This window comes from Fodinibius sediminis (genome assembly GCF_900182555.1).
Lineage (GTDB): Bacteria > Bacteroidota > Rhodothermia > Balneolales > Balneolaceae > Fodinibius > Fodinibius sediminis.
In genome coordinates, this window is record NZ_FXTH01000003.1 from 298,150 (window position 1) to 323,015 (window position 24,866).

The 24,866-nt window shown below is 52.6% G+C and carries 22 protein-coding genes; 14 read left to right on the forward strand and 8 right to left on the reverse strand.

Annotation, left to right across the window (positions count from 1 at the left end):
- The first annotated feature begins 50 nt into the window (after nucleotides 1-50).
- The 5 genes from FN808_RS05135 to FN808_RS05155 all read left to right on the forward strand — a co-directional run bounded on the left by FN808_RS05135 (nucleotide 51) and on the right by FN808_RS05155 (nucleotide 5,766).
- Entirely contained in the window at nucleotides 51-1,328 is a 1,278-nt protein-coding gene (locus FN808_RS05135) for a sugar isomerase (protein ID WP_142713477.1), read from the forward strand.
- 29 nt (nucleotides 1,329-1,357) lie between these two features.
- Nucleotides 1,358-2,806, forward strand: coding sequence for an FGGY-family carbohydrate kinase (locus FN808_RS05140; RefSeq protein ID WP_142713478.1), 1,449 nt, complete (start codon nucleotides 1,358-1,360; stop codon nucleotides 2,804-2,806).
- 27 nt (nucleotides 2,807-2,833) lie between these two features.
- Nucleotides 2,834-3,571 (forward strand): (Fe-S)-binding protein, encoded by a 738-nt coding sequence (locus FN808_RS05145; protein WP_142713479.1) that lies wholly within the window; start codon nucleotides 2,834-2,836, stop codon nucleotides 3,569-3,571.
- Between the two features lie 109 nt (nucleotides 3,572-3,680).
- A complete protein-coding gene (locus FN808_RS05150; RefSeq protein ID WP_142713530.1) occupies nucleotides 3,681-5,114 on the forward strand; it encodes a LutB/LldF family L-lactate oxidation iron-sulfur protein in 1,434 nt (477 codons plus the stop codon).
- Nucleotides 5,107-5,766 carry a LutC/YkgG family protein gene (locus FN808_RS05155; RefSeq protein WP_142713480.1) on the forward strand — a complete coding sequence of 220 codons (660 nt, stop codon included), beginning with the start codon at nucleotides 5,107-5,109 and terminating at the stop codon, nucleotides 5,764-5,766. The genes FN808_RS05150 and FN808_RS05155 overlap by 8 nt, the downstream gene beginning before the upstream one ends.
- A gap of 20 nt (nucleotides 5,767-5,786) precedes the next feature.
- On the opposite strand, the gene FN808_RS05160 is transcribed toward FN808_RS05155, so the two are convergent.
- From FN808_RS05160 to FN808_RS05170, 3 genes are read right to left on the reverse strand one after another with little or no spacing between them, the layout of a single operon-like run.
- The gene (locus tag FN808_RS05160) at nucleotides 5,787-6,971 is read right to left on the reverse strand and encodes a PepSY-associated TM helix domain-containing protein (protein WP_142713481.1); all 1,185 of its coding nucleotides are present in this window, start codon (nucleotides 6,969-6,971) and stop codon (nucleotides 5,787-5,789) included.
- Nucleotides 6,972-6,974: 3 nt separating this feature from the next.
- A complete protein-coding gene (locus FN808_RS05165; RefSeq protein ID WP_185958260.1) occupies nucleotides 6,975-8,207 on the reverse strand; it encodes a DUF4374 domain-containing protein in 1,233 nt (410 codons plus the stop codon).
- A gap of 34 nt (nucleotides 8,208-8,241) precedes the next feature.
- Entirely contained in the window at nucleotides 8,242-10,605 is a 2,364-nt protein-coding gene (locus FN808_RS05170; protein WP_142713483.1) for a TonB-dependent receptor, read from the reverse strand.
- Nucleotides 10,606-10,985: 380 nt separating this feature from the next.
- On the opposite strand from FN808_RS05170, the gene FN808_RS05175 reads away from it, so the two are divergent.
- Entirely contained in the window at nucleotides 10,986-12,107 is a 1,122-nt protein-coding gene (locus FN808_RS05175) for an acyltransferase family protein (RefSeq protein ID WP_142713484.1), read from the forward strand.
- Nucleotides 12,108-12,131: 24 nt separating this feature from the next.
- Here the strand turns inward: FN808_RS05175 and FN808_RS05180 are convergent, their stop codons facing one another.
- Nucleotides 12,132-13,238, reverse strand: a complete 1,107-nt coding sequence (locus FN808_RS05180; protein ID WP_142713485.1) for an alkaline phosphatase — start codon at nucleotides 13,236-13,238, stop codon at nucleotides 12,132-12,134.
- Between the two features lie 324 nt (nucleotides 13,239-13,562).
- On the opposite strand from FN808_RS05180, the gene FN808_RS05185 reads away from it, so the two are divergent.
- Together FN808_RS05185 and FN808_RS05190 are read left to right on the forward strand one after the other, a co-directional pair.
- The gene (locus tag FN808_RS05185) at nucleotides 13,563-14,024 is read left to right on the forward strand and encodes a YbhB/YbcL family Raf kinase inhibitor-like protein (protein WP_142713486.1); all 462 of its coding nucleotides are present in this window, start codon (nucleotides 13,563-13,565) and stop codon (nucleotides 14,022-14,024) included.
- 31 nt (nucleotides 14,025-14,055) lie between these two features.
- Nucleotides 14,056-14,796, forward strand: coding sequence for a DUF72 domain-containing protein (locus FN808_RS05190; RefSeq protein WP_142713487.1), 741 nt, complete (start codon nucleotides 14,056-14,058; stop codon nucleotides 14,794-14,796).
- Nucleotides 14,797-14,801: 5 nt separating this feature from the next.
- Here FN808_RS05190 and FN808_RS05195 read toward each other — a convergent pair whose 3' ends face one another.
- Nucleotides 14,802-15,839, reverse strand: a complete 1,038-nt coding sequence (locus tag FN808_RS05195; RefSeq protein WP_142713488.1) for a hypothetical protein — start codon at nucleotides 15,837-15,839, stop codon at nucleotides 14,802-14,804.
- A gap of 2 nt (nucleotides 15,840-15,841) precedes the next feature.
- Nucleotides 15,842-16,894 (reverse strand): ribose-phosphate diphosphokinase, encoded by a 1,053-nt coding sequence (locus FN808_RS05200; protein ID WP_221929919.1) that lies wholly within the window; start codon nucleotides 16,892-16,894, stop codon nucleotides 15,842-15,844.
- A gap of 169 nt (nucleotides 16,895-17,063) precedes the next feature.
- Between FN808_RS05200 and FN808_RS05205 the strand changes: the two genes are divergently transcribed.
- The 6 genes from FN808_RS05205 to FN808_RS05230 all read left to right on the forward strand — a co-directional run bounded on the left by FN808_RS05205 (nucleotide 17,064) and on the right by FN808_RS05230 (nucleotide 22,173).
- Complete coding sequence (locus FN808_RS05205; RefSeq protein ID WP_142713489.1) at nucleotides 17,064-17,732, forward strand: dienelactone hydrolase family protein; 669 nt, start codon at nucleotides 17,064-17,066, stop codon at nucleotides 17,730-17,732.
- A gap of 6 nt (nucleotides 17,733-17,738) precedes the next feature.
- Nucleotides 17,739-18,230, forward strand: coding sequence for a BCAM0308 family protein (locus FN808_RS05210; protein WP_246068282.1), 492 nt, complete (start codon nucleotides 17,739-17,741; stop codon nucleotides 18,228-18,230).
- 39 nt (nucleotides 18,231-18,269) lie between these two features.
- The gene (locus FN808_RS05215) at nucleotides 18,270-18,689 is read left to right on the forward strand and encodes an archease (RefSeq protein WP_185958261.1); all 420 of its coding nucleotides are present in this window, start codon (nucleotides 18,270-18,272) and stop codon (nucleotides 18,687-18,689) included.
- 4 nt (nucleotides 18,690-18,693) lie between these two features.
- Entirely contained in the window at nucleotides 18,694-20,139 is a 1,446-nt protein-coding gene (locus tag FN808_RS05220; RefSeq protein WP_142713492.1) for an RtcB family protein, read from the forward strand.
- A gap of 102 nt (nucleotides 20,140-20,241) precedes the next feature.
- Nucleotides 20,242-21,384: a CapA family protein gene (locus FN808_RS05225; RefSeq protein WP_142713493.1), complete on the forward strand. Its 1,143-nt coding sequence runs from the start codon at nucleotides 20,242-20,244 to the stop codon at nucleotides 21,382-21,384.
- A 135-nt stretch (nucleotides 21,385-21,519) separates the two neighbouring features.
- Entirely contained in the window at nucleotides 21,520-22,173 is a 654-nt protein-coding gene (locus FN808_RS05230) for a phosphoribosyltransferase (protein WP_142713494.1), read from the forward strand.
- Nucleotides 22,174-22,293: 120 nt separating this feature from the next.
- On the opposite strand, the gene FN808_RS05235 is transcribed toward FN808_RS05230, so the two are convergent.
- Nucleotides 22,294-23,472, reverse strand: a complete 1,179-nt coding sequence (locus tag FN808_RS05235; RefSeq protein WP_142713495.1) for an efflux RND transporter periplasmic adaptor subunit — start codon at nucleotides 23,470-23,472, stop codon at nucleotides 22,294-22,296.
- Nucleotides 23,473-23,492: 20 nt separating this feature from the next.
- Entirely contained in the window at nucleotides 23,493-24,860 is a 1,368-nt protein-coding gene (locus FN808_RS05240) for a TolC family protein (protein ID WP_142713496.1), read from the reverse strand.
- Nucleotides 24,861-24,866 lie beyond the last annotated feature (6 nt).

Below are 24,866 nucleotides of genomic sequence, written 5' to 3' on the forward strand. Positions count from 1 at the left end.
GGTATCAGCCATAACAGTGTTCTAGTGTTCGAACTGTACATACAGACCTTATGATCATCACTCCGCAGCACATTCATGAGCATAATCAAAAAGCGAAGGAAGAGCACGCTGCTTCCTTTTCTGCGCTGGCCGGTCAGCTTGACGGTAAGGGCATGGCCGTGGAAGACCTGGTAAATAAAGTCGCCTCTTTCCAGGTGGCGATACCAAGCTGGGCCCTGGGCACCGGCGGTACGCGCTTTGGGCGTTTCCCCATGGGCGGGGAGCCGGGATCCCTGGAGGAGAAAATTGAGGATGTGGGATTGCTTCACGCCCTCAATCGCTCGAGCGGGGCTCTTTCCCTGCATATCCCCTGGGATATCCCCGAAGACACCAAAGCCGTGAAAGCACTGGCCCGCGAGTATGACCTGGTGTTTGATGCCGTCAACTCCAATACGTTCCAGGATCAGCAGGAACAGGAATATTCTTATAAATTCGGCTCCCTTTCGCATACCGACAAGGCAGTCCGAAAACAGGCGGTCGAGCATAACCTGGATGTGATCCGATACGGGAAAGAACTGGGGTCGAAGGCGCTGACGGTCTGGCTGGCGGACGGCTCTAATTTTCCCGGTCAGCAAAATTTCAGAAAAGCACTGCAGCGAACGCAGGAATCGCTTGAGGAGATTTATGAGCAGCTCCCGGACGACTGGCAGTTGTTGATCGAATATAAGCCGTATGAACCCAACTTTTATTCCATGGTCATCCCGGATTGGGGTACTTCTTTTCTGCTGGCCAATAAGCTTGGCGAGAATGCCCGGACGCTGGTAGACTTGGGCCATCATTTACCCAATACCAATATCGAACAGATTGTGGCCATCCTTTCGATGGAGCAGAAATTGGGTGGCTTCCATTTCAATGATTCCAAGTACGGGGACGATGATCTGACGACCGGGGCCATCAAACCCTATCAGCTGTTCCTGATATTCAGTGAGCTTATTGCCGGGGGCGGGGCAGGCTTTACTGACCAAATTGCCTGGATGATTGATGCGAGCCACAATGTCAAAGATCCCCTGGAAGATCTGCTGCAGTCGGTGGATGCCATAAACAAAGCTTATGCCAAGGCTTTGCTGATCGATCGGGAGAAGCTGGCCGAGGCCCGGATGTCGAATGACCCGGTGGCAGCCCAGGAAACCCTGCAGGATGCTTTTCAAACGGATGTTCGCCCGTTACTGCGTGAGGCGAGGATAGCGAACAAGGCCGCCGCGGCTCCCCTTAAACTTTACCGCGATCTGGGGGTGCGAAAGCAGCTGATCAAGAAACGCGGCACCAAGAGCATAGCCACCGGCCTGTAACTCTTAATAACGAAGACCTGTAATTTATCATGGCGACGCCCGTAACGGCAGTATTCGACATTGGAAAGACGAACAAAAAATTTTTTCTCTTCGATGAGGATTATTCCATACTTCAAAAGCAGCAGACGACCCTCGACCAGCAAGAGGACGAAGACGGGGATCCCTGTGAGGATTTGCGCCAGCTCGAATATTGGATGCTGAACAAGCTGGAGGCAGCCTGCCGGGATGAAGAAATCGACATCAGGGCACTAAATTTTTCAGGCTATGGCGCGAGCCTGGTGCACCTGGATAAGCAGGGCCGGGCGATTCCCCCGCTTTATAGTTATCTCAAGCATTACCCGGAGCAGCTGCTTCAGCAGTTCTACAAAAAGTACGGCGGCCGAAAAGCATTTGTGCTGCAGACGGCTTCGCCTCCGATGGGAATGCTGAACTCCGGACTGCAGCTGTACTGGCTCAAGCATGAACGACCGGAGAAATTTAAGCGAATAGACTGTACGCTTCATTTTCCTCAGTACCTGAGTTATCTGGTATCACGCAAGGCAGTGACCGAGCAGACCAGCATCGGCTGTCACACCGCCCTGTGGGATTATGAGAAAGGCGGTTACCACCGCTGGCTGGAACAGGAGGGCATGACAAAGCTCCTTCCGCCCATTCGGCCGGTATCCACAGTCAATGACGTCAGCACCTATGGCACGGAAATGGAGGTGGGGATCGGCATTCATGATAGTTCTGCGGCCCTGGCCCCCTACTTGTTTGCCTCAGACAGCTCGTTTATGCTGATTTCCACAGGCACCTGGAGCATTACGCTCAATCCCTTCAACAAGGAGCCGCTGACGTACGAAGAGCTCCAGAGAGATTGCCTTTGTTATATGGATATCCATGGCAACCAGGTGAAGGCTGCCCGGCTTTTTTTGGGCAGCGAGTACATGCACCAGACCAAAAAGCTGAGTCGCCACTTCGGAAAAGAGCATCGCCAGAACAGCGTCAAGCTGGACCCGGTTCTGCTCAACAGGCTCAGCAAAGAAGCCTCACCGCCCGCCCGCCTGCAGCTCGAAACGGCGCACACCTCGGGCCCCTTTCCCACGGAGGGAGCCGGCGACTGGCAGGTCGATCAGTTTGCCTCCTACAAAGAGGGCTATCACCAGCTTATGCTCGACCTGGCGGCCATCCAGGTCGAATCGATAAAACTGGCTGAAGGGAATACGGCAGTGGATAAGTTGATTGTAGCGGGCGGCTTTAGTCAAAACGATTTTTATGTGAATTTACTGGCATCTTTTTTGCCAAACAGGGAAGTTTATACCGCATCCCTGCCCCATGCCTCGGCGCTGGGTGCTGCAATGGTAATGAATGAAAGAAACGGGGAGTGGAAAAAGTCGATCGACTGGAAGGCTTTACTGGGACTGGAACGACACAAGCCCCTTGAAGAGCTGGAGGTCGGGCATTATACCTGGGAGCCCCCGGCCACCAATAGTAAATAGCAATGGTGTGATCAGTAGAAGTATATTATGCAAATTTCTCTTTTTATAACCTGTTTCAATGATACCCTGTTTCCCGAAACAGGAAAGGCCATGGTACAGCTCCTGGAACGGCTGGGGCATCAGGTGGACTTTCCCCTCGAACAGACATGCTGTGGCCAAATGCACTATAATACCGGCTATCAGGAAGAAACTATTCCTCTGGTACGCCGTTTTGTGGAGGTATTTGGTGAGGCTGAAGCTGTCGTAGCGCCGTCGGCTTCCTGCGTGGGAATGGTCAGGGAATTTTATTCAAAGGTGGCCGAACGGGCGGGGGATCCGGAGCTTGCCAATGCCGTGGAGGAGGTGATCCCCCGGGTATTTGAGCTATCGGAGTTTTTGGTGAAGGAATTGGGCATAGAGGATGTAGGTGCCTACTACCCGCATCGGGTAACTTACCACCCCACCTGTCACTCGCTGCGGGTTCTGCATGTGGGCGACGCGCCGTTGATTCTTCTTCGCAACGTGCGGGGCATCGACCTGGTGGAGCTGCCCGCCGCAGAACAGTGCTGCGGTTTTGGCGGCACCTTTGCTGTCAAGAATGCGGATACTTCTATGGCGATGCTGGGAGATAAAATCCGTCATATCAAGGGTACCGGGGCAGAGGTTTGTGCCGCTGCTGACAACTCCTGTCTGATGCATATCGGCGGGGCCCTGAAACGCCAGCGCAGCGGGGTCGAACCGGTGCACCTGGCCGAGATACTCGCCTCAACGGAAGAGACTGAATAGCTGGAATGCGAAATACCCGACATATGGGGCATAGAGGAATCATAAGCCGGCCATGCCTGAACATAATACAGGGGCCGATTGGATTAATGTTGACTTTATTAGCGTGACCATGAAGAATAAAAAGAAAACACCCACCTTTGAGGAGACGGCAAAGGCGTACTTGTCTAATACGCAGCTGCGCCGCAACATCGGTCATGCAACGCATACCATTCGCGAAAAACGTGAGACAGTGGTCGGCGAGATGCCTGACTGGGAGATATTGCGTGAGGCCGGCAGCCAGCTTAAAAAGCGTGTCATGCGACACCTTGATGACTACCTGTTGCAGCTGGAGGCCTCGGTACAGGAGGCCGGCGGAAAGGTCCATTGGGCAGGCGATGCCGAAGAAGCTAACCGTATTATTGCAGACCTGGTAAAAGAGCAGCAGGCAGAAGAGGTTGTCAAGGTAAAGTCTATCACTACGGACGAAATCGGGCTTAACCAAGCCCTGGCCGGAGAAGGCATACGGGCGTTGGAAACCGATCTTGCCGAACTCATCGTACAGCTGGCAGAAGACGAACCCTCCCATATCCTTGTTCCGGCCATCCACAAGAACCGCTCTGAAATACGGGAGCTGTTCCGAAAAAAACTGAACCAGCAGGAGCTGAGCGACCGCCCGGAAGACCTGGCGGAGGCCGCCCGGCTTTACCTGCGCAAGAAATTTCTGAATGCGAAGGTGGGTATTAGCGGGGCCAATTTTGCCGTCGCGGACACAGGTACCGTAGCAGTGGTTGAATCGGAAGGCAATGGACGGATGTGTACCACCCTCCCTGAAACACTGATTACGGTGATGGGAATTGAGAAGATCATCCCCCGCTGGCGCGATTTTGAAGTTTTCATGCAGCTGCTGCCCCGGTCGTCTACTGCCGAACGCATGAATCCCTACAATTCTTTCTGGACAGGTGTGACCGAAGGGGACGGCCCCCGGGAATTTCACCTTGTGTTACTGGATAACGGACGTACCAACGTACTGGCCGATGAGGTTGGACGACAGACTCTTAATTGTATTCGATGCAGCGCCTGCCTGAATGTATGTCCCGTCTATGAGCGTACCGGGGGACATGCCTATAATTCGGTATACCCGGGTCCCATCGGTGCTATTTTAACGCCCCAGCTACGGGGACTGGATGACGAGGGTGCGGCCTCCCTGCCCTATGCCTCTACCTTGTGCGGGGCTTGCTACGAAGTTTGTCCTGTGAAAATTAATATTCCGGAGGTCCTGGTTCACCTGCGGGGAAAGATTGTGGATCGAAAGAAGCGCGAAGGAGGTCTTAAGACCAAAACGGATCCTGAACATGTTGGCATGCGATGGATGGGGCGTGCGTTCACTAAACGGTCGCGTTATGAGCGAGCACAGAAAATCGCCCGTCTGGGCCAGAAAATATTTGTCCGGGACGGGACCATTTCAAATTTACCCGGTGAGTTGTCCGGGTGGACCGCCATGCGCGATTTGAAACCAATTCCAAAACAAACATTCCGCGAGTGGTGGGGAGATCGTGATGAGTAGTGCAAAAGACAACATACTGGGCAGCATCAGGGCGGCCCTCCGAGAGGTGCCCGCAGAAGAACAACCAGAAGATATCGAGGTGCCGCGGGACTATCGGAAGCAGGGAGAAGGGGGCGTCATTGACATAGTCGAACGGTTTGCAGAGCGGGTTGGAGAGTACAAGGCCACGGTAAACCGGATTCATGAAGAGGAGTTGAAAGACACCATAGCCGAGAGTTGCCGCGGGGAGGGGGTGGAAGCACTGGCGGTCCCCGACGGCTTCCCCGGGGAATGGCTGCCCGATGACCTGACGCTTCTGCAGGATAAAAAAGACGCCCCCCTTTCTCACCGGGAGCTGGACCGTTCAGATGGCGTGATTACCACCTGTGCGCTTGGCATCGCCCAGACCGGGACCCTTGTTTTGGATGCCGGTGCGGGGCAGGGGCGCCGGGTGTTAACGCTTTTGCCTGATTACCACCTTTGCATTATCTGGGAAAGCCAGATTGTGGAGCTTGTGTCCGAAGGATTTCGGTATTTTGAAGCATCCGTGGAACAGGAGGGTCCTCCCCTCACCTTTATTTCGGGCCCTTCCGCCACTTCGGATATTGAACTCAGCCGGGTGGAGGGTGTTCACGGCCCCCGCAGGCTCGAGGTGTTAATTGTCAGCCGGTGAAGGCCGGGGGCTATCGATCGTCAGGCCGCCCTGGAGCTGACGGCAGACGAAGCAGAACGGTTTTCTTTCCTTCTGACAGCCTGCCGCCGTCGCCCCCACCAGATGGTAATGCCGGTCACCGGCAGGCTGGCCACGACAAGACTGCTCAGGAAGACGATGATTTTACCCGCGAAGCCGCCGATGGCGCCCACATGGATATCATAATTCATTCGCTGAATGTTATCAGCAATTGAAGCCTGCTCGAGCTTGCCATAGATATGGTCGGGTTCAACCTCTTCAAGCGTCCGGGCATCAAAATATCGGAAGTCGGAATCCCAGTACGTGCCTTTGGACAGCTTTACGTAGGCGTAAATGGTATATTCCTCGGTGGGGGGGTAGTGCATTTCCACGCTTGCGGCCTGTGGATATTCCTGCATCATCTGTCTCCAGATAATATCAATGGGTTTGCCGGATGGCCCTGTTTCCTGAACCGAACTAATGTTCTCCGGCAGTACAAACCGGGTCTGTTTTTCGCCCCCTGTCAAAATATGAACACCTTCAGAAAACCAATTGAAGGCTATACTCAGACCCGTTATGGCAACGACCAGGGCAATGAGGGAGGCATAAAATCCCAGGATGTTGTGTAGGTCATAGTTTTTTCGTTTCCATCGGGTCCGGTCAGACCAGCGGAACCGGACTCGCTTTCGGGCCGCTTTGCGGTTTCTGGGCCACCACAGGATAAGTCCAGATACGAGGATCAGCAGGAAGATGAGCGTGCTGTAGGAAACGATCTTTTTGCCCACCTCCCCCATCCACAGGTAGATATGCCCTTCCAGGATGAAATGAAAGAAGCCCGCCTCCAGGTCAACCATTTTGATGAGCTGGCCGGTGTAGGGATTCAAATATGCTTTTTGATAAAATTCGGGTTCCGCTTCATAAAAGATGACCTCAAGGGCCTCGTTGGGGGCGCCATAGACGACACTGTGGATATGACGTCCGGGCATTGTTTCTTCGGCAATAGCATGGGCCTCTGAGGGAGGAATAAAGGAGACTTCCTGCGGGGCCACATGCTGATAGTCCTCATAGAGGCTGCGAATTTCTTCCTGGAAGCAGTAGATGCAGCCGGTAACGGCGACTACAAACACCACCAGCCCGGTGGGAAGCCCGAGCCAGAGGTGAATGTGGCCGGCGATCTTTTTAAATGGTCGTTTGCCTACGCTGATCATCCGTTACGGGTTGAGGTTGTAAATGCCTTTCAACTCTTTTCCCATGATTTCGGCTCCTTTCACGGCGGTGGCACTTGCTACATCCACTTTGTAGACATGGGCACTTTCGGAAGTGGTGACGCTCATATACACTGTTCCATTATCGACATGCCACGGACTCCCGTAAAATCCACCGTGGAGCGGCATATTGCTTACTTCGGTGGATGTTTGGTTTTCAAGGTCCAGCACTACCAGCTTGTGGATTTCATTGGCGGCCGAAAAGGAGCCCCAGAGCTGAGAGTCGTCCGTGACAATGTTGGCAACAGCCTTGCCGTTCCCCGCATATTCAAGGAAGTTGATTTTGCCGCCTGCGGCCTCCTCCACGTTGAAGAAGTAGTTGCTGTCAAAGCGGTTCTCCCCGTTGTTGATGCGCAGAATACCGGAAGGTTTGCCCTGCGTGGTAAAGCCGTTTGCCAGAGAAGCAGAGGAGTAAGCATAAAGGTTGTCATTTTCATCGGCAATCATCCCGTTGAAGAGGCCGTACACGCCAATGGGCCCCATGCGTATATCTTTTAAATACTGCTCAAATTCAAGTTCGGGGTATGAGTATACCGCTACATAAGCCGTATCGGTCTGTGGAGTAGAGAAATCGCCACGGGCGTGAATCTTGTAGAAAGGCACGAAGAGCTTGCCGTCGCGGACTGTCAGAGCCGTAGGCCAGGCGACCAGCGAATCTTCCCTGCTTTCCCAGATGCGCATATTGACTTTCTCCCTGATGGAGACGGATGGCACATCAATTTTGTGCAGTACCCGGTCGGCAAAATCCACGCGGGGTACCTCCATGGCCAACATGGTTTCCTTGTTGGCATGGCCGACCATGTCAAGGGTATTCTGGAAAACAAAACGGCCTTTTTCAGTGATTACGCCCTGCTCGTTGAGTTCATAGGCAATGACATTATTATCATCAAAATAGCCTATGCTGAACAGGGTGTTGTTGTGATTTGCCATATAACGCCAGCCGGTCTGCTCAATACCGACCCCTTCGGCAGAGAGTGATCCGCTCATCAGGTTTTCGGTATTTAAAATATAGTCGGTCGACTCATTTGCCGAACCCTGGGCCGTAAAAGCCACGGTATATTCTGTTGGCTGCTGTTGTTTTTGCTCGTCGTTTGATCCGGTTACGCTGCTGCAGGCGGTGCCCAGAACAGCAAGCAGGCTCAGTAATAGTGATAGGATTAGGTATCTGTTCAGTTTCATGATTGAATGGGTGTTTGGATTGTTCATTAGATTGTTAATTAAAGAGGTATCGAAATTTGATTTGAAATGCCCGCCCGGGTTTCTGCAGCCGAAAGTGGTCGTAGGCCTTCGCATTTGTGATGTTGGAACACGCTACGTTGATATTGTATCGTCCATCTTCGAGGGAATACCCCAGTTGAAGATGCTGCACATATTGACGCGGAATAACATATTTACTCTCATCTGCGCCCAGGCTGGGCCATTTGAGGTAATACTCTTCAACAAAGTTGCCGCTCCACGTAAATGAGAGGCGGTCATGCGGTACAATCAGCCCATCGAACTTAAGGCCGGCAGACTGGCTGCTCATCAGGTAGGGAATGTTAGGAATACGATCGCGGTAGATATGGCTGATGCGCCCGTTTTCGTATTTTGAGTTGTTTAGAATATTCTGATAGGTGGTATTGAGATCAGCAAAAAACAAGCGCTCGTATTCATAGCGAAGACCGGCTTCAATACCCGAACTTACAACACTGCGCTGGTTGATATACTGACTGGTAAGGCCGGTGACCTGGATTCGGATCAGATCTTTGGCATCCCGTCGAAAATAGTTGGTTTCAGCCATCAGGCGGTGACTGCCCAGAAGCCGTTCAATTTGAAGCCCAAGATTAAAATTGTTGCTGTTTTCGGGAGCCAGTTGGGGATTGGACAACAGCAGTAGTCCATCCCCGAATACTTCATAGCCGTCCGGGAAGCGGTAGGTCTTTTCGTACGAGGCTTTTGCCTGCAAGCCTTCCAGCGGATGGTAAGTGGTGGCAATACCATAGCCCGGCTTGAAGGTATTACTGTTAAATTCAGATCGTTTCCCGTCCCAGTCAACGCCAATAACGTTTGAATTAAAGAAGTAGAGCTTCGAAAAAATGGTGGTGGACCAGCGATCGTCAAACAAGCGGAGCTTATAGCTGCCGGAAAGCACGTTCTTGTTCAGCGTGTTTGGATCCGCGAAAGCGACAGGATTCGTGCTTATGGGATCATGGCCCTCCCGGTTGATGTAACTCCGGGTATGATTTAAAACCGCTACGTGCTGATCGCTGAACTGATATCTCAAATTTACATTGCTCTGGAAAGCCTCATCATTGTACCGGAACAGCGTTTTTTCCCAGCTGGATTCTGCGATGTTTTGATTGTTCTTGCGTTCGTATTCACCAAGCCAGTTGTACGAGACAGCACTGGTATCCACAACCCCCGAGTGGCTGTTCAGGAAGGAGGCAAAAGCTTTGATTTGTAGCCTGTTCAGCTCTTTGCGGTAGGTCAGGGAACCCAGTTTCGTGTTGCTGGTGGTGTGGACGCGGCCAAATACCCGGTCCATGCTCACCCCGTGCTGCACATCGTCCCGGTTGTCGGCCAACGAGAGCCCGACCATAATTTCATCGGCAAAATGCAGCCCGCGAAATCCCGTCTCCAGGTTGAACATTCGCGATTCATAGGCATCGTGGAATCGTTTGACCTGCTGCTCTTCGCCATAGGTGCCCGTTTCGGGATCAGGGATGTGCACGTCGATGGTATAATTGTTATCGGAGTAGTTGTAAAAGCCGCTGGTTTTCAGGATGAAACCAGACGACGGATGTACATACTGGCCATCCAGGGCCAGCTTGTGGGTATTGAACGATCCCACCGCGTACGAAGCATCAAGGTAGTGCCGGGGCGACTGCTCGGTCACCAGGTTGACAGCCCCACCGAGGGCATCACCGCCCAGGTACACCGGAACCACCCCCTTGTATACTTCCACGCGTTCAATCAGATTAACGGGGATGTTGTTAATGCCAAAGGTGCTTCCGTAATTTTCAATGGGAAGGCCGTCCATAAAAAAGCGTACCTGGCGGCCGGAGAGGCCATTGAGGGAAAGGTTGAACCGGGAGCCGAGCCCGCCTTCCCGGCGAATGTGAATGCCCGGATTGGTTTGAAGGATGTCATCAATATTGGCGTTCGTATTCTCCAGGCTTTTGGTGCTTATTGAAGCGACGCTGAAAGCTTCTTCCCGTTTCAGTTTGGCTTCCGATTTGCCCTGAACCATAACAGACTGCATCTGCAGGGTATCCTCCTTCAGGGTAAGGTGCAGGGGTTTCCTTTCGTTGGGAGCAAGCAATACGCTCCGTTCCTCTGAAACATATCCAATAGCCGAGAAGACCAGCGTATGTTCGCCGGGAGCCAGCCGCGACAGCTCAAAATATCCGCGGGTGTCGGTGGCTGCGCCACGAGTGCTTCCCTCCAGTCTGACGGTGATACCGGCCAGTGGATCTCCCGCAGTGTTCAACACCTGTCCGGAAATACCAGTACCCGCGGTTTGGGCAGCCAGCTGCGGCACAGCAGGACAGAAAAGTGCCAGGATCAAAAGTAAAGGAATGGTGTTTCGTACGTGCACGGCTATAAATGCGTTTTATTTAGATCGATTCTTAATTGAGGCAGAGAAGTTAGTTTCAGCAGGTGGCAAGCCCAAATTTTATTTAGAATAATTTTAAATAAAATATTTCTATAGGCCTGTATGAGCTATAGGTACGCTTTTTGTCGATAAAACATGACTATCAGGGCGACTCACTCTTGTATTTACAGGTACAGCCCATGACTGTGCACAGTCAATAAAAAGCCGGGAGGCGCTGTGCGAAAAGCTTCAGTTTATGGAACAAAAGATCCTGGATTTCAGATGGTTTTCTTTTAGAGATTTACCGTTGTTTTTATTAATGTTTTAGCTTGCTGCTGCAGGGATGGAACAGGAATGTCAACAGAAAATGACGGGTAGTTCGGATGGAAAACATTGATCGTACACTATTGGATAAATACGGGCGATTGCTGTCGCTTGATTTTTACCGGGGACTGACGATGTTTCTGCTGGTTGCCGAGGGGGCCGGCTTGTGGTATGCCATTGTTGATCCCTATTTTGAAGGAACCCTCCTGAGCATGATAGGTACCCAGTTTCATCATCATCCGTGGAATGGCCTTCGTTTCTGGGATCTCGTACAGCCGTTCTTCATGTTTATTGTCGGGGTGGCCATGCCCATCTCTTTTGGAAAACGGTGGGCCCGCGGAGACAGCTGGAGGGATACGTTTGGACATGCCCTGTACCGGTCCCTGGTGCTCTTGACCCTGGGTCTGACGCTGCACTGCATCTATGCGGGGGAACTGGTTTTTGAATTATGGAATGTCCTTTCACAGCTCTCCTTCACCTACCTGGTGGCTTTTTTAATCATGCGCAAAAGCTGGAAATTTCAGATCAGCTTTTCTGTGGGGCTACTGGTGCTGACGGAATTGCTGTACCGCCTGTGGTCGGTGGAAGGGTTCAGCCAGCCCTTTACGCCCGATCATAATTTCGGTTCCTGGATGGATCTCATTCTTATGGGCAAACTGAGCGGGGGACACTGGGTGGCTGTGAACGCTATTCCCACAGCAGCGCATACAATCTGGGGCGTGATCGCCGGGCAGTTATTAATAAGCGGCCGAGAGACGGGCGAAAAAATAAAAAAACTCCTGCTGGCTGGTTTCGGGCTGGTTGTGATGGGCTACCTGCTTGATCCCTTGACGCCCATCATCAAGCGCATCGCCACCACCTCCTTTACCATTGTGAGTGGTGGTTGGTGCCTGCTGGCACTGGTTGCCTCATTCTATCTGTTCGATGTGAAAAAGACAAGGATAACATCAGCCCGGTTTTTTGCCATCGTGGGCATGAATCCCCTGTTTATATACCTTTTCAGCGAGCTTGGTGGCGTTGACTGGGTATACAGCATGGTGGAAGTATTTACGATAGGCATACTGGGCTGGGTTTCCATGCCAGCTGCATGGATTGGCATTTTGACATCCGCCATTGTTCTGGGACTCATGTGGTATTTGACCTATTTCCTGTACAAAAGGGAAATATTTATTTCCATCTAAGCAGTCGGTCGCTAATAAATTCGCCTACTTAGAAGCTACAGAGGCCGATGCATCAAGATTCAGTGCGTCCATAAGCCTGTCATAGATGGTGGTGTTTTCATAGATGCCACTGAAATTTTCAGCTCCCGGTCCGTAGGAAAATACCGGGACAAGCGTGCCGGTATGCCCTCCTGTTGAAAACGCTCCCTTCACTTCCCCTGTTTCCAGGCTGCCGTCTTTCAGGGTGAGTCCTCCGGTTTCGTGATCCGCCGTGATGACAACCAGGGTTTCGCCGTCCTGTTCGGCAAATTCCAGTACATCTCCAATCGTTTTATCAAAATCGAGCATTTCCTCAATGGTATACTGCAGGTCATTATCGTGGCTTCCCCAGTCAATTTGCGAACCCTCTATCATCAGAAAGAACCCTTTCTTCTTTTGGTTCAGCAGGTTGATGGCCGTCTGCGAGGTTTCCGGCAGCTGGTCTCCGCGTCCCTCCGACCAGCGGCGTACAGGTAAAAAGCCGGCCAGCTTGCCATCGCTTGTACGGGTGATTTCCCTGAGGTCCGTTGAAACTTTATAGTTTCTGGCACGCAGTTCTTCAAGAAGATCCTGTCCATCTTCCCGGTCACTGAAATATTCCCTGCCGCCTCCAATGAATACATCGATATCCGTGCTGAGAAAATCGGCGGCAATTTCTTCTGCCATATCCCGGGAAGGCTGATGGGCAATAAAGGAGGCGGGAGTGGCATGGGTAATGGAGGAAGTGGCGACAAGGCCGGTTGCAAGCCCCTGCTGCTCAGCAACTTCCAGGATGCTGGGGACGGGCTTGCCCGTGGAATCCACCCCTATGGCTCCATTATAGGTTTTATGTCCCGTGGCATAGGCCGTTGCCCCGGCCGCGGAATCCGTGACATATTTATCAGAAGCGTAGGTTTTAACGAAACCGGTGTGTGTTGCTTTCTCCAGGTTGAGAGATCCCCTGTTGGCGGTGAGGCCGGCATAGATCTGGGCGGTGCCCATGCCATCGCCAATCATGAGGATAACATTTTTTACCCGCGGAGGGGCTTGCGGGTCATGGGCCTGGGAGCTGCAGCCGGTTGCTATGACAAGTAAGAGGATAAACTGGAGAGTGGTATATTGAAGGCTTTTCATGTGATGTTGGGTATCTGGTCAGTATGGTAGATCCCGGAATGGGTTCCCTTGTACGAATGCAGTGTATAACATGAACAATAATTTACGAGTAAATAGGATATAATCAAGTACTTTCATCGGCATGAGACATGTCTTCCTTTATTGCGAACATTGAGTTGGCTCGACCCCGCTTCGGCAGAGAGCTCTGATGCAGGCAGGGGATATGCCCATCACAGCAGCAGTAAATCCCCGATGTTCTTCCAGTGATTTTTCTGTTATTGTACTGCATCGCTATGAATACAGCGCCATTGGCAAAAATGTTAAATAAAGCAGGGAGAGTATATTATGTCGTTGCAATTATCGAGCCCCGCCTTTGAACAAAATGAAAAGATTCCTTCTGTCTACACCTGTGATGACAGGAATATTTCACCGCCGCTGGAATGGTCGCAGGTGCCCGGCGAAACCCGATCTTTCGCCATTATCTTTGATGATCCCGATGCCCCTTCCAAAACCTGGGTGCACTGGCTTTTATATAACATTCCGGGTGACTGGACGGGGCTGGAGGCGCAGGTTGAAGAGGATGAGGAGATCGCGGGCGGGGCTCTGCACGGGGTCAATGATTTTGGAAACTACGGCTATGGCGGTCCGTGTCCCCCGGGCGGCACACATCGCTATCATATGAAACTGTATGCGCTTGATACACTCTTGGAAATAGACCCGGGAGTTATGAAAAAGGAGCTGCTGCAGGCCATGGAGGGACATGTTATCGAACAGGCCGAACTGGTGGGCCGGTACAGCCGCAGTTGATACAGCAAGTGCCGGCCGGGAGGTTATTTTTATGGCTGATAGAAAAAGGAGTCTTCATATTGGCACATCGGGATGGAGCTACAAACACTGGACGGCTTCGTTCTACCCACAACGGATCAAAGCAGCGGATATGCTGAATTTTTACAGCCGGCAGTTTGATACGGTGGAGGTCAACAGTACATTTTACCGGCTTCCGACCCGTAAAGTACTGTTGAAGTGGAAAAAAAGCGTCCCGGATCATTTTCTCTTTTCTGTTAAGGCCAGCAGGTACATCACGCATCAAAAAAAGCTGAAGGACCCGGCCAAAAGCATTCATATGTTTATTAGCCGGATACAATATTTAGGCCCCAAGCTGGGTCCCATTCTCTTTCAGCTGCCCCCGCACTGGTTAAAAAATCGGCAGAGACTGAGCGACTTTATCGGGATGCTGCCGGGAGACTATCGATACGTTTTTGAATTTCGAGACGCTTCCTGGTTTGCAGATGACATTATTCATCTGCTGGAAGAGACCGGCTCAACCTTTTGCATTTATGATTTGGAAGGGCACTCTTCCCCGAAGCCGGCAACGGCTGAAATCATCTACCTGAGGTTCCACAGCCCTGCCCCCGAATACGAGGGAGATTATTCCCGGGCCATACTGAAGGGGTGGGTCGCAGACCTTCAACAGTGGCGAATGGAGGGGAAGGAGGTTTTCTGTTACTTCAACAACGATTTTGGCGGCTATGCTCCACGCAACGCCCGGCTGCTCGGGGAGCTGGCTAAGGCTGAATAGCTGGTTTATGCAGTCAGATAGGTATCCGCCATCTCCAGGTACCGGAGTGTTTTTCTTCTCCATTTGGGATCATTGCGGTACTGCTGCTCCCGGAGGTGACGAATCGTGAGAAGGGCGCGAATGGCAGCCCTGTAACTTTTGTAGAAGTTGATCAGGTGTTGTGGGGGATTATCACCGGATTTTTGGATATAGTGCCTCATGAAAAAAGATCCCACCCCGGGACTTCCCAGCCGTTCGCACTCCAGGGAAAGGAAAGACAGGTCGTCGAGGATATCGAGGATCCGCAGCTGCTTGTCGAATTCAAGACAATCGATGACGGCAGGGGGAGACAGGCAAATATGGTCCGGTTTCAGGTCTCCGTGCCCCTCAATGATTTTCCCCTTGTCAATCCGGCTTGACAGCAGGCCCTTGTTATCCCGGATAAAGGCGAGTTGTTTTCGGCAGACAGCCGTCAGGTCGGTCTGTTGTAACTCAAACTCTGGAGCGTGCAGCTCCCGGCACGTATGTTCGACAGCCTCCTCCAGCTGTTGACAATATTCCTTGTGCGTAACCGCTTCCGGTTCTGCCTTCATGTAAAAGTCGGCCAGCAAACGAGCTGCGGGCTTCAGCTCTTCTTCCGACAGTGCCTGAGCTGCAGTTATCCTGTGCTTGAGCATCCTGTCAGCGGAAAGCCTCTTCATTTTTACCAGCCAGTCTGTAATTCGTTCTCCCCTGCCGAGCCGGAGCCGACCCTCTTTGTCGACAGAAAGGGGGATGATGCCAAGGTAGATATCATCGGCAAGACGCTTATTCAGCCGGACCTCTTCCCTGCAGTTTTTATACCGGTCCTGTGGGGTCAGCAGCTGCATGTGATCGTAGCGGAACGGTATTTTAAGCTTGTATACATATTGTTCTGTCAGGAAGACCCACGACATATGTGTTTTGACGGTTTCCACCCGGCCTGTTGAGGTGGAATAGGTCTCCGGGGACTTGAGAAAAGCTACCTTTTCTTCCAGCGTGATGGTTCCGGGTGCAGCTCCGGCTTCGTCTTTGATAGTATTCATGGTTAGTTATCAATTGGATCCATGAGTTCAACAAGCGAGCCCCCTTCGTGCATCCTGCTGATGGCTTCGGCAAAAAGAGGTGCTACATCCAGGACTTTCACCTTCTGTTCTTTGATGGCATCCGGCAGTCGGAAGGGGGGGATGGTATTGGTTATTACTACCTGGCTGAGCGCTTCTTCCTCCAGCACCCCGGCGGCCTGACCGATAAAGGCGCCGTGGGTCGCAGCGGCATAGACCCTGGTGGCCTTCAATTGCACACAGGCCTGTGCCGCGCGGGCCAGTGTTGTTCCGCTGCTGATCAGATCATCGATGATAACAACCGTTTTGCCCTTCACCTTCCCGACCACGGTTTCGCCGCTTACAATGCCCTTGCTGCGCTTCTTTTCCAGAAATATCAGTGGTATCGATTGCTGAATTTCGCGCTCCAGGCGACGGCGAAGCTGTTCGGCTCGTTTTACACCTCCCGAATCGGGAGACATCACAGCAATATCCTCATGGCCTGCCATGGCAGCAAAAAAATCCGTAAATATTTTTTGTGCCTCCAGGTGTTCGGTATAGCAGCGGAATCCATTCTGGTAGGCCTGCAGGTTATGAACATCAATGGTAAGGATACGGTCGGTACCGGCCGCTTTGAACAGTGAACCCACGTAGCGGCTGGTCACCGGGTCGCGCGGCTTGGTTTTCCGGTCCTTGCGCATATAGCAGAGGTAGGGCACGACAGCTGTAACCGTTTGAGCCCCGGCATCTTTCAGTGAGCCTATAAAGAAAAGCATCCGGCAGAGTTTGTCGTTTACGCTCTGGCTGTCGTCGGCATACAGTGCATGTATTACATAGACATCACAGTTACGGACGCTCTCCAGGGTTCGAATTTTATGCTCCCCGTCCTCGAAATCCCGTTCCTCGTGTGGGGTCAGGGCTATCCCCATATGCCGGGCTATGCGGTTCCCAAAGTCGGAGGAAGCATTCAAGGTAAATAACCGAAGATTGCTCATTGTCTTTGCCATGGATGTAACAGTATATCCAACCCCCCGGCTGCCGGGAATGAGGATATCCATCCTTTATCTTGTAGATGATTTGCCTACATCTACGTTCTGCAAGGTGGCAGGCGACTGATCAATCGTAATAGCAAACCCTACAACTAAGTGCAGTAATCTCCTATGGCAGCAGGGGGCATAATTCACCACTATAGATGAACCAGCTTAACTGGAATTAAAATGGACTATTATGAAAAAGGAAGTAGATATTCCTGCAAATGGTGTTACACTGAAAGGGGATGTTCATCTGCCGGAAGATGCCAGGGGATTGGTTATTTTTTCCCATGGGAGCGGCAGCAGCCGGCTGAGTCCACGGAATCGGTTTGTAGCAGGGGTGCTGGAGGCCAATGGTTTTGCGACCCTTCTTTTTGACCTGCTGACTCCAGAAGAAGATCTCCACTATAAACGGCGATTTGATATTGAACTCTTGACGCGACGATTGGTCTCGGTTTCGCACTGGATCCATGGGCAGCGGAATTTTACTGCGCTGAACAAGGGGTTTTTCGGGGCGAGTACCGGCGCAGCCTCGGCACTGCGGGCTGCTGCGATATTAGGACCGGATATCATCAAGACTGTTGTGTCTCGGGGCGGCCGCCCGGATATGGCCATGAGTTCACTGGCAACGGTGGAAGTCCCCACTCTGCTTTTGGTTGGCGGATTGGATACACAGGTGATCGAGCTGAACGAACAGGCCTACAGGAAGTTGCATTGTGTTAAGGAGCTGAAAGTTATTCTCGGGGCTTCTCACCTTTTTGAAGAATCAGGGAAACTGGAACAGATGGCACGATACGCCAACAAATGGTTTTTAAAATACCTTTACCGCTATCAAATTAATATTGAAAAAGAATTTCTTGGGTGAATAATAATGAAAAGGCAAAAAAATCGGTTCTTTAAACAGGAAAGGACCAGGATCTACGACGACAATCGCATTGATCCGTACCGGGAACAGATGAAATACAAGGAGCCGGCCCGCTGCACCGGCTGCAGTGCTCTCTTCATTAATGGCCGGTGGTCATGGGAAGATACCAACGAAGCAGCTTCCGAGGCGCTTTGCCCGGCCTGCAGAAGAATAGAGGACCACTATCCGGCCGGTATTGTAGAGGTGGGCGGTTCTTTTTTTGAGGATCACCGATTCGAGATTATGCATATGGTGCAGAACATAGCACGTGTCGAGTCTGAGGAGCATCCCCTGGAGAGGATTATGAATGTTGAGGATAATGAGGAGAGCACGGTTGTCAATACTACGGGGATGCACCTTGCACGTCGGATCGGGCATGCGCTGGAACAGGCTTACGACGGCGAGCTGGATATCTCCTATGATGCTGAAAACTATGTCCGGGTGAGCTGGTCCCGCTGACGGCCGGTCCGGGAACCCTGGATGCTGAAGGAGAGGATAATGAGCGAAACCACAGAATTTTTAACACATACTGCCGATGTTAAAGTCAGGGTGACCGCAGAAACGCTGCCAGGTCTCTTTCGCCTGGGGCTGAGGGTGTTGAATCAGCTGCTGGTACCGGATATCAATCACCGGGAAGGTGATCTGACCATCGTAAAGAATATTAACATACAGTCAAGTGATCTCACAGCACTGATTATTGACTTTCTTTCGGAGGTCTTGACGCTGAGCCAGATTTACAAGGCTGTTTTCATCGAGGTCGAGATACATGAGATGAGCCGCTGCCGGTTGTCAGGGGTCCTGAAAGGCATGGAGGTCAATGCTTTCCAGGAGGACATCAAGGCGGTGACATACCATGAGGCCAAAGTCAGGGTAAACGAGAAGGGAGAGTGGGAAACCATCATTATTTTTGACATTTAATATTATGATCGATCAAGTACAGTTACAACAGGTGGATGAGTGCCTTTGGGAAATCCCGAAATCAGCACGGGCAGACATGCGGGTACCCGCTTATGTGTATGCCCTTGAGGAACTGCTTGAGGATCTCAGGAAGGATCGTACCCTGGATCAGCTGATGAATGTGGCGACCCTGCCCGGCATCCAAAAAGCAGCCATTGTTATGCCTGATGGCCACGAAGGATATGGATTTCCCATTGGCGGTGTAGCGGCTACGGATGTCAGTCGGGGGGTGATATCACCCGGAGGAATTGGCTATGATATCAACTGCGGAGTTCGATTGCTAACATCATCGACCCGGTATGCCGATGTGAAGGGGAAAATAGGGGAGCTTGTCCACGAGTTATCCCGCATGATCCCCAAGGGCGTGGGCCGGGGCGGCCGGCTGGTACTTTCCACCGGGCAGATGGAGGAGGTGCTTGCCGGGGGTGCTGAATGGGCGGTTGCAAATGGGTATGGGCTGAACGAGGATCTGGACCATATCGAATCCCGGGGAAGACTGGAGCATGCGGATCCTGCCAGGGTTTCTGACCATGCTGTCAAGCGGGGTCATGACCAGCTCGGTACGATTGGGGCCGGCAATCACTTTGTGGAAGTGGACCGGGTGGAGGAAATCTATGATGATGAAACAGCCGAAGCTTTCGGACTTTTCCAGGGTCAGCTGGTGATATTGATTCATACGGGTTCACGGGGACTGGGACACCAGGTAGCCACCGACTACCTAAAAACATTCCTGAATGCCATGCCTTCCTATGGACTGCATATTCCCGACCGGGAACTGGCCTGCGCCCCTTTCAGCTCCGAAGACGGCCAGAATTATTTTAAAGCGATGGCTGCCGCGGCCAATTATGCCTGGTGCAACCGGGAAGTCATCAGCTGGGAAGTTCGTCAGTCGTGGGAATATATTATGAAAGAAGCGGGTGAAAACCTCAGGCTGCTTTACGATGTGGCTCATAATATAGCGAAGATTGAAACCCATCGCATCAGCGGGAAAAACCACCGGCTCGTGGTTCATCGAAAGGGGGCAACCCGTGCTTTTGGGCCCGGCAGTCCCGAAATTCCCGATGATTTCAGCAAGACGGGCCAGCCGGTATTGATTCCGGGAAGTATGGGCACCCACTCCTATGTACTCGCCGGGACAAAAGAAAGTATGGAAAATTCTTTTGGGTCCACCTGTCACGGTGCCGGCCGGCGCATGTCACGTACAGCGGCCAAGAAAATGGTTGATGCCCCTACTCTCAAGAGAGAATTGCTTGCAAATGATATTGCCGTGGAGGCCGGGTCGTATGCCGGTCTCGCTGAAGAAGCGCCTGTAGCCTACAAGGATATCGACTTGGTGGTTGAAACAGTGCACCGTGCCAGACTGGCCCGGAAAGTGGCCAAATTACGGCCGGTCGGCGTTATCAAGGGGTAGTTATAATACGCATGTTTAGACGTTTTGAATCGAAGGATATTTATAAAAAGGATATGCACCGGCTTAACCGGCATCTCCTGCGGGGCCGTGGGATTTTTTTCCATGAGACAGGCCGCTAATACCAATGCCGAGAAAACAACGGGTCCTGACATGATGAGGCTTTTTCTATCCGGGGATGTGATGACCGGCCGGGGGATCGACCAGGCCCTTCCGTATTCTGTCGCCCCCGGGCTGCATGAACAGTATGTAAAAGATGCACGCATCTACAAACAGCTCGCCGCCGCTCACTCGGGTCCCATTCCTGATCATCTCGGCTATGACTATATCTGGGGCGATGCGCTGGAAGTGCTGGACCGGGAAGCTCCCGATGCTCGGGTTATAAACCTGGAAACAGCGGTGACGACCAGTGATGATCATTGGACGGAAAAACGCATACACTACCGGATGCATCCCCGCAATATTCCCCTGCTGAAGGAAGCGGGGATCGATGTATGTATCCTGTCGAACAATCATGTGTTGGACTGGGGACAAAAAGGACTCGCTGAAACGTTGAAAGTGCTGAAGGAGGCAGGAATACAGACGGCCGGTGCCGGAGACCATGCGGTATCAGCTGCAGCTCCGGCGGTGCTTAATACCTCATCCGGAAGATTGCTTGTTTTTGGCTATGGGGTCACCGACTCGGGAATTCCGGGGGCGTGGATGGCCGGAGAAAAGAAACCGGGTATCAATCTCCTGCATGGCCTGGGAGACGGGCAGATTGAGAGGGTCATTACGCATATCAACCGCTTTCGAAAAAAGGGGGATCGCGTAATGCTGTCCATTCACTGGGGCGGTAACTGGGGATATAATATTCTTCTGTCGCATCGCAAATTTGCCCATAAGCTGATTGACGCTGGTTCGGTTGACCTGATCCACGGGCATTCCTCGCATCATCCCAAGGGCATGGAGGTGTACAAGGGACATCTTGTGCTCTATGGCTGCGGGGACCTTGTCAATGACTATGAGGGTATTGGCGGGTATGAAGCGTTCAGGGATGAACTGTCGCTGCTCTACTTTCCCCATCTCGATTCTTCGGGTCAGCTGGCTGCTCTCCGGCTCATACCGATGAAGATGCACCGGTTTCGTCTTCATAACGCCGAAGAGGAAGATGTGCGGTGGCTGATGGATCGTCTGAACCGGGTGTGCAAAGAGCTGGAAACGTCTGTAACGCGCTCTGACGATGGCACGTTACTGCTGCGCTGGTAGCCCGTTCTTCCTGGAAGAGACGATTTCTGCCGTGGGCTGATGTAAGCCTATCCATTACAGTGATCTCAGCCTCCAACCTATAGACTTTCTGGCAACAAAATAATAATTAGCAGTAAAAATGAATGGTATAGCATCATGTTTGAAAACCGACAAGACGCGGGAAATCAACTGGGTGAAGCGCTGGAGGAATACCAAGCCATGCAGCCGCTCATGCTGGGCATTCCACGGGGAGGCATCGAAGTGGGGTATTATGCAGCGCTGCACCTTGAGTGTGATTTTGATGCGATCATTGTACGCAAACTCGGCTATCCCCAGCAGCCTGAAGCTGCATTTGGAGCCCTCGCCGAAGATGGAAGCCTGTACCTGGATCCATGGTCAAACCGGTATCTGAACAAGGAGATCATCAACAGGGTTAAGGAACGGGAAAAGAATGAGATTCAGCGCCGCATCCGGATGTACCGGGCCGGCGGGTCCCTGGCCAGTCTCGAGAACCGGATTGTGATTTTGATTGATGACGGCATCGCTTCCGGTGCGACGGTCTTTGCGGCTATTGCCATGTGCCAAAAGCAGAATCCCCAAAAACTGATCGTGGCGGCCCCCGTATCGGGCTACAGCAAACTCTCAAAGCTGAGTGCACAAACAGATGAGGTGATCATCCTGGAGAAATACCGAGATTTTTTTGCGGTATCGCAGGGGTACAGGAATTTCGGAAACCTGACGGACGAAGAGGTACTTCATTTTATGAAATTGTGGAGAAACAAATCGGCCGGTGAAGCTTCACAAGGCTAATACATCAGTATTCTTTTTATATCACAGGTGCAGGTGAAAAGGTGTCCCGGGGCAGTGGAAACCTGCCCAATCGTCTATTATAGGCGGGTCAACGGCATCGCAGTCCCTCCTTAAGACTTACTAAAGAATTTCTACCCGGTCTCCGGGCTGTATGTCGTATCGACCGGGATCAAGGACGACCCGCTGGTTGGCGTCAACGCCCGACAGCACTTCAATCAGCTGGTCGCCAATGGGTTTGCCCAGTTCAACCGGGCACCGTTTGACAACCTGGTCCTGGACGACCATAAGTTCGTTCCGGCCATCCTTCCCCTCTATGACGGCCGACCTGTCAACGGTGAGAATAGCCTGAAGCCTGGCATTCGCTGTCACTTTCTCATCGGTAAAGAACACTTTCGCACTCATATTCGGCTTGAATCGATTGTCAGGGGCAAGAAGCACGGTCTTGACTTCAATGGTATTTTTTGCGGGATCCACCGCAGGCATAATCTCGTAAATGGCAGCGGCGTACTCGGTTTCAGGATAAGCATCCAGGGTAACCACGGCCGATGATTCCATTGATATCTGGGCGATATCTTCCTGGTTGATATCGACGGTGACCAGTGTCCGGGAGTCGTCGGCCAGCCGGCATACGCCCTGTGTAGCCACTTCACCGGCCTCTACAAGTTTGTCAATGACAATACCCTCAAAGGGGGCCCGAATGACGCTGTTGTCAATCTGTGTATTCAGCAGTCGGAGGCTGGCCTGGGCGGCTGCCAGCTCGGTTCGGGCCTGTTGCAGGGAGGCCTCCGATACCGCTCCTCCCTCATACAGGTTTTGCATTCTCTGCAGGGTAGCCTCCAGGTCACGAACGCCAACCTGCTGAACGTCCCGTCGTGAAAGCAGCTCACTGCGGTCGAATTCGGCCAGGATGGCTCCGGCCTGAATCCGGTCGCCGATATTGAATGCAAGTCGGGAGACAGGGGTTTGTATCCGGGCGCTTATGGTCGCAATCCGGGGGTAGGTCACATAGCCGCTGGATCGCAGTATGGGCTGGGCCGCAGACCCGATACGCTGGTACGATACGATGGTGGTGGTAACCGGTACAGGCCGGTGAGCTTGCCACAGCAGATAGCCGGCGGCAAGAATCAAAAAGAAGAGCAGCCAGTAGGCCCAGCGTCGGATCCTGTGCCTTCGACCCATCCCTTCTCGCCGGCGGGTCAACCGGGAGGCCAGCTGTTGAATGCGGGATTGTTCAGGCTCCCTGGCGGGCTCCTGCTTGCGGCTTTTACTGTGTTCTGTGAATTCTGTTGATGGTTGCATGATCTTCTTGTCTGGTTCGGTTATGGGGTGTGCCACGTCCGGGTTATTTCTTTGCCAACGGTTGTTTCGAGGTCCAGCAGGGCCCCGGCAATATCCGACTTGGTCTTGAGCAGCGCTGCCGCGGCAGAGGTTTTGGCCATCATGATTTTGAGATACTCCATGCGTGAAATATTGCCGTATGCAAGGGCCTGTTCAGCTGTGGCTATGTTGGCCTCCGATTGGTCCACCAGCAACCGGTTTTGGCCGGCCAGCACGTACAGGTTTTCCAGGTGACTGAGTGCCGCCTGGATTTCGGAGCTGATCTGTCGCTCCAGCCGATATGCCTGTTCCCGGTATTCCTTCTGCAGCGCCAGCGCCCGGTTTTTCTGGGATTGTATCCTGCGGCCGTCAAAGAGAGGATAGGTGAACCCGATGCCGACCCGCCAGTTTACGGGGTCCAGCCCGCGGCTGCTCAACCCCGAATAATATCCGAACGCCTCCGGTCCGAAGTAGGAAAAATCGGACTGCAGTATCAGCGTGGGATACTTGAGGGCCTCAATGGATTTTGCCAATGCAGCCTGTTGCCTGCTTTTAACCTGCAGCTGACCGATATCGGCACGCAGCTCTGTGGCCTCCTGGTACAACCGCGCATGCAGCCCGGACAGCTCCTGCCGCCCGGGCCCGGCGGGAAGGGGGCCGCGGGTCTCAAAATTGATATGCTGTCGCCCGGTCAGGGACGCAAGCTGGACCAGGGACCTGCGGTATTCGTTACGGGCCACGGTCTGTTGAGACATTATATTTTGCAGGGTGACCCGCGCTTCCAGTGCTTCTGCAGACAGGGCGACGCCATTTTGAATTCGTACGTCATGGATGCGGGCCAGCTCCCGTGCCAGCGGGAGGACCTCCGCATAGACACTGTCCAGCTTCTGGTAATAAAGGGACTGGTAGAAAAATCGGCGTACCTGTCGGCGCAGCTGCAGATGCTGCTGGTCATACTCTGCGGATACAAGCTGCGTCTGCATGCGGGCCGCATCAACGGCATGTCGCGTTTTGCCGAAGTCATAAACCATCTGGCTGAGTTCCAGCCGCGAAATAAAGGTGTTGCGCGTTCCCTGGCGGGCCAGCGCGGTGTCGTTCTCAAATTCGACCGGAATGCGGGGGGCTTCATTGGCATGGCTCAGGTTGACCCGGAACTGAAGGGTGGGCCAGTAATCCGCTTTTTGGAGCAGCAGGTCCTGCCGGGCCGCTTCGCGGGCATGGTCATACTGCCCCTTCAGGGAGCCTTCCTCCTCGGCAAGCGACAGCGCTTCGTCCAGCGTCAGGATCTGCTGCTGGGCGTAGATCAGCTTCGGGCCGCAGATGGCAAGGCTGAAAACCGAGATGAGTACGAGGACGATTGTTGTTTTCATAATGAC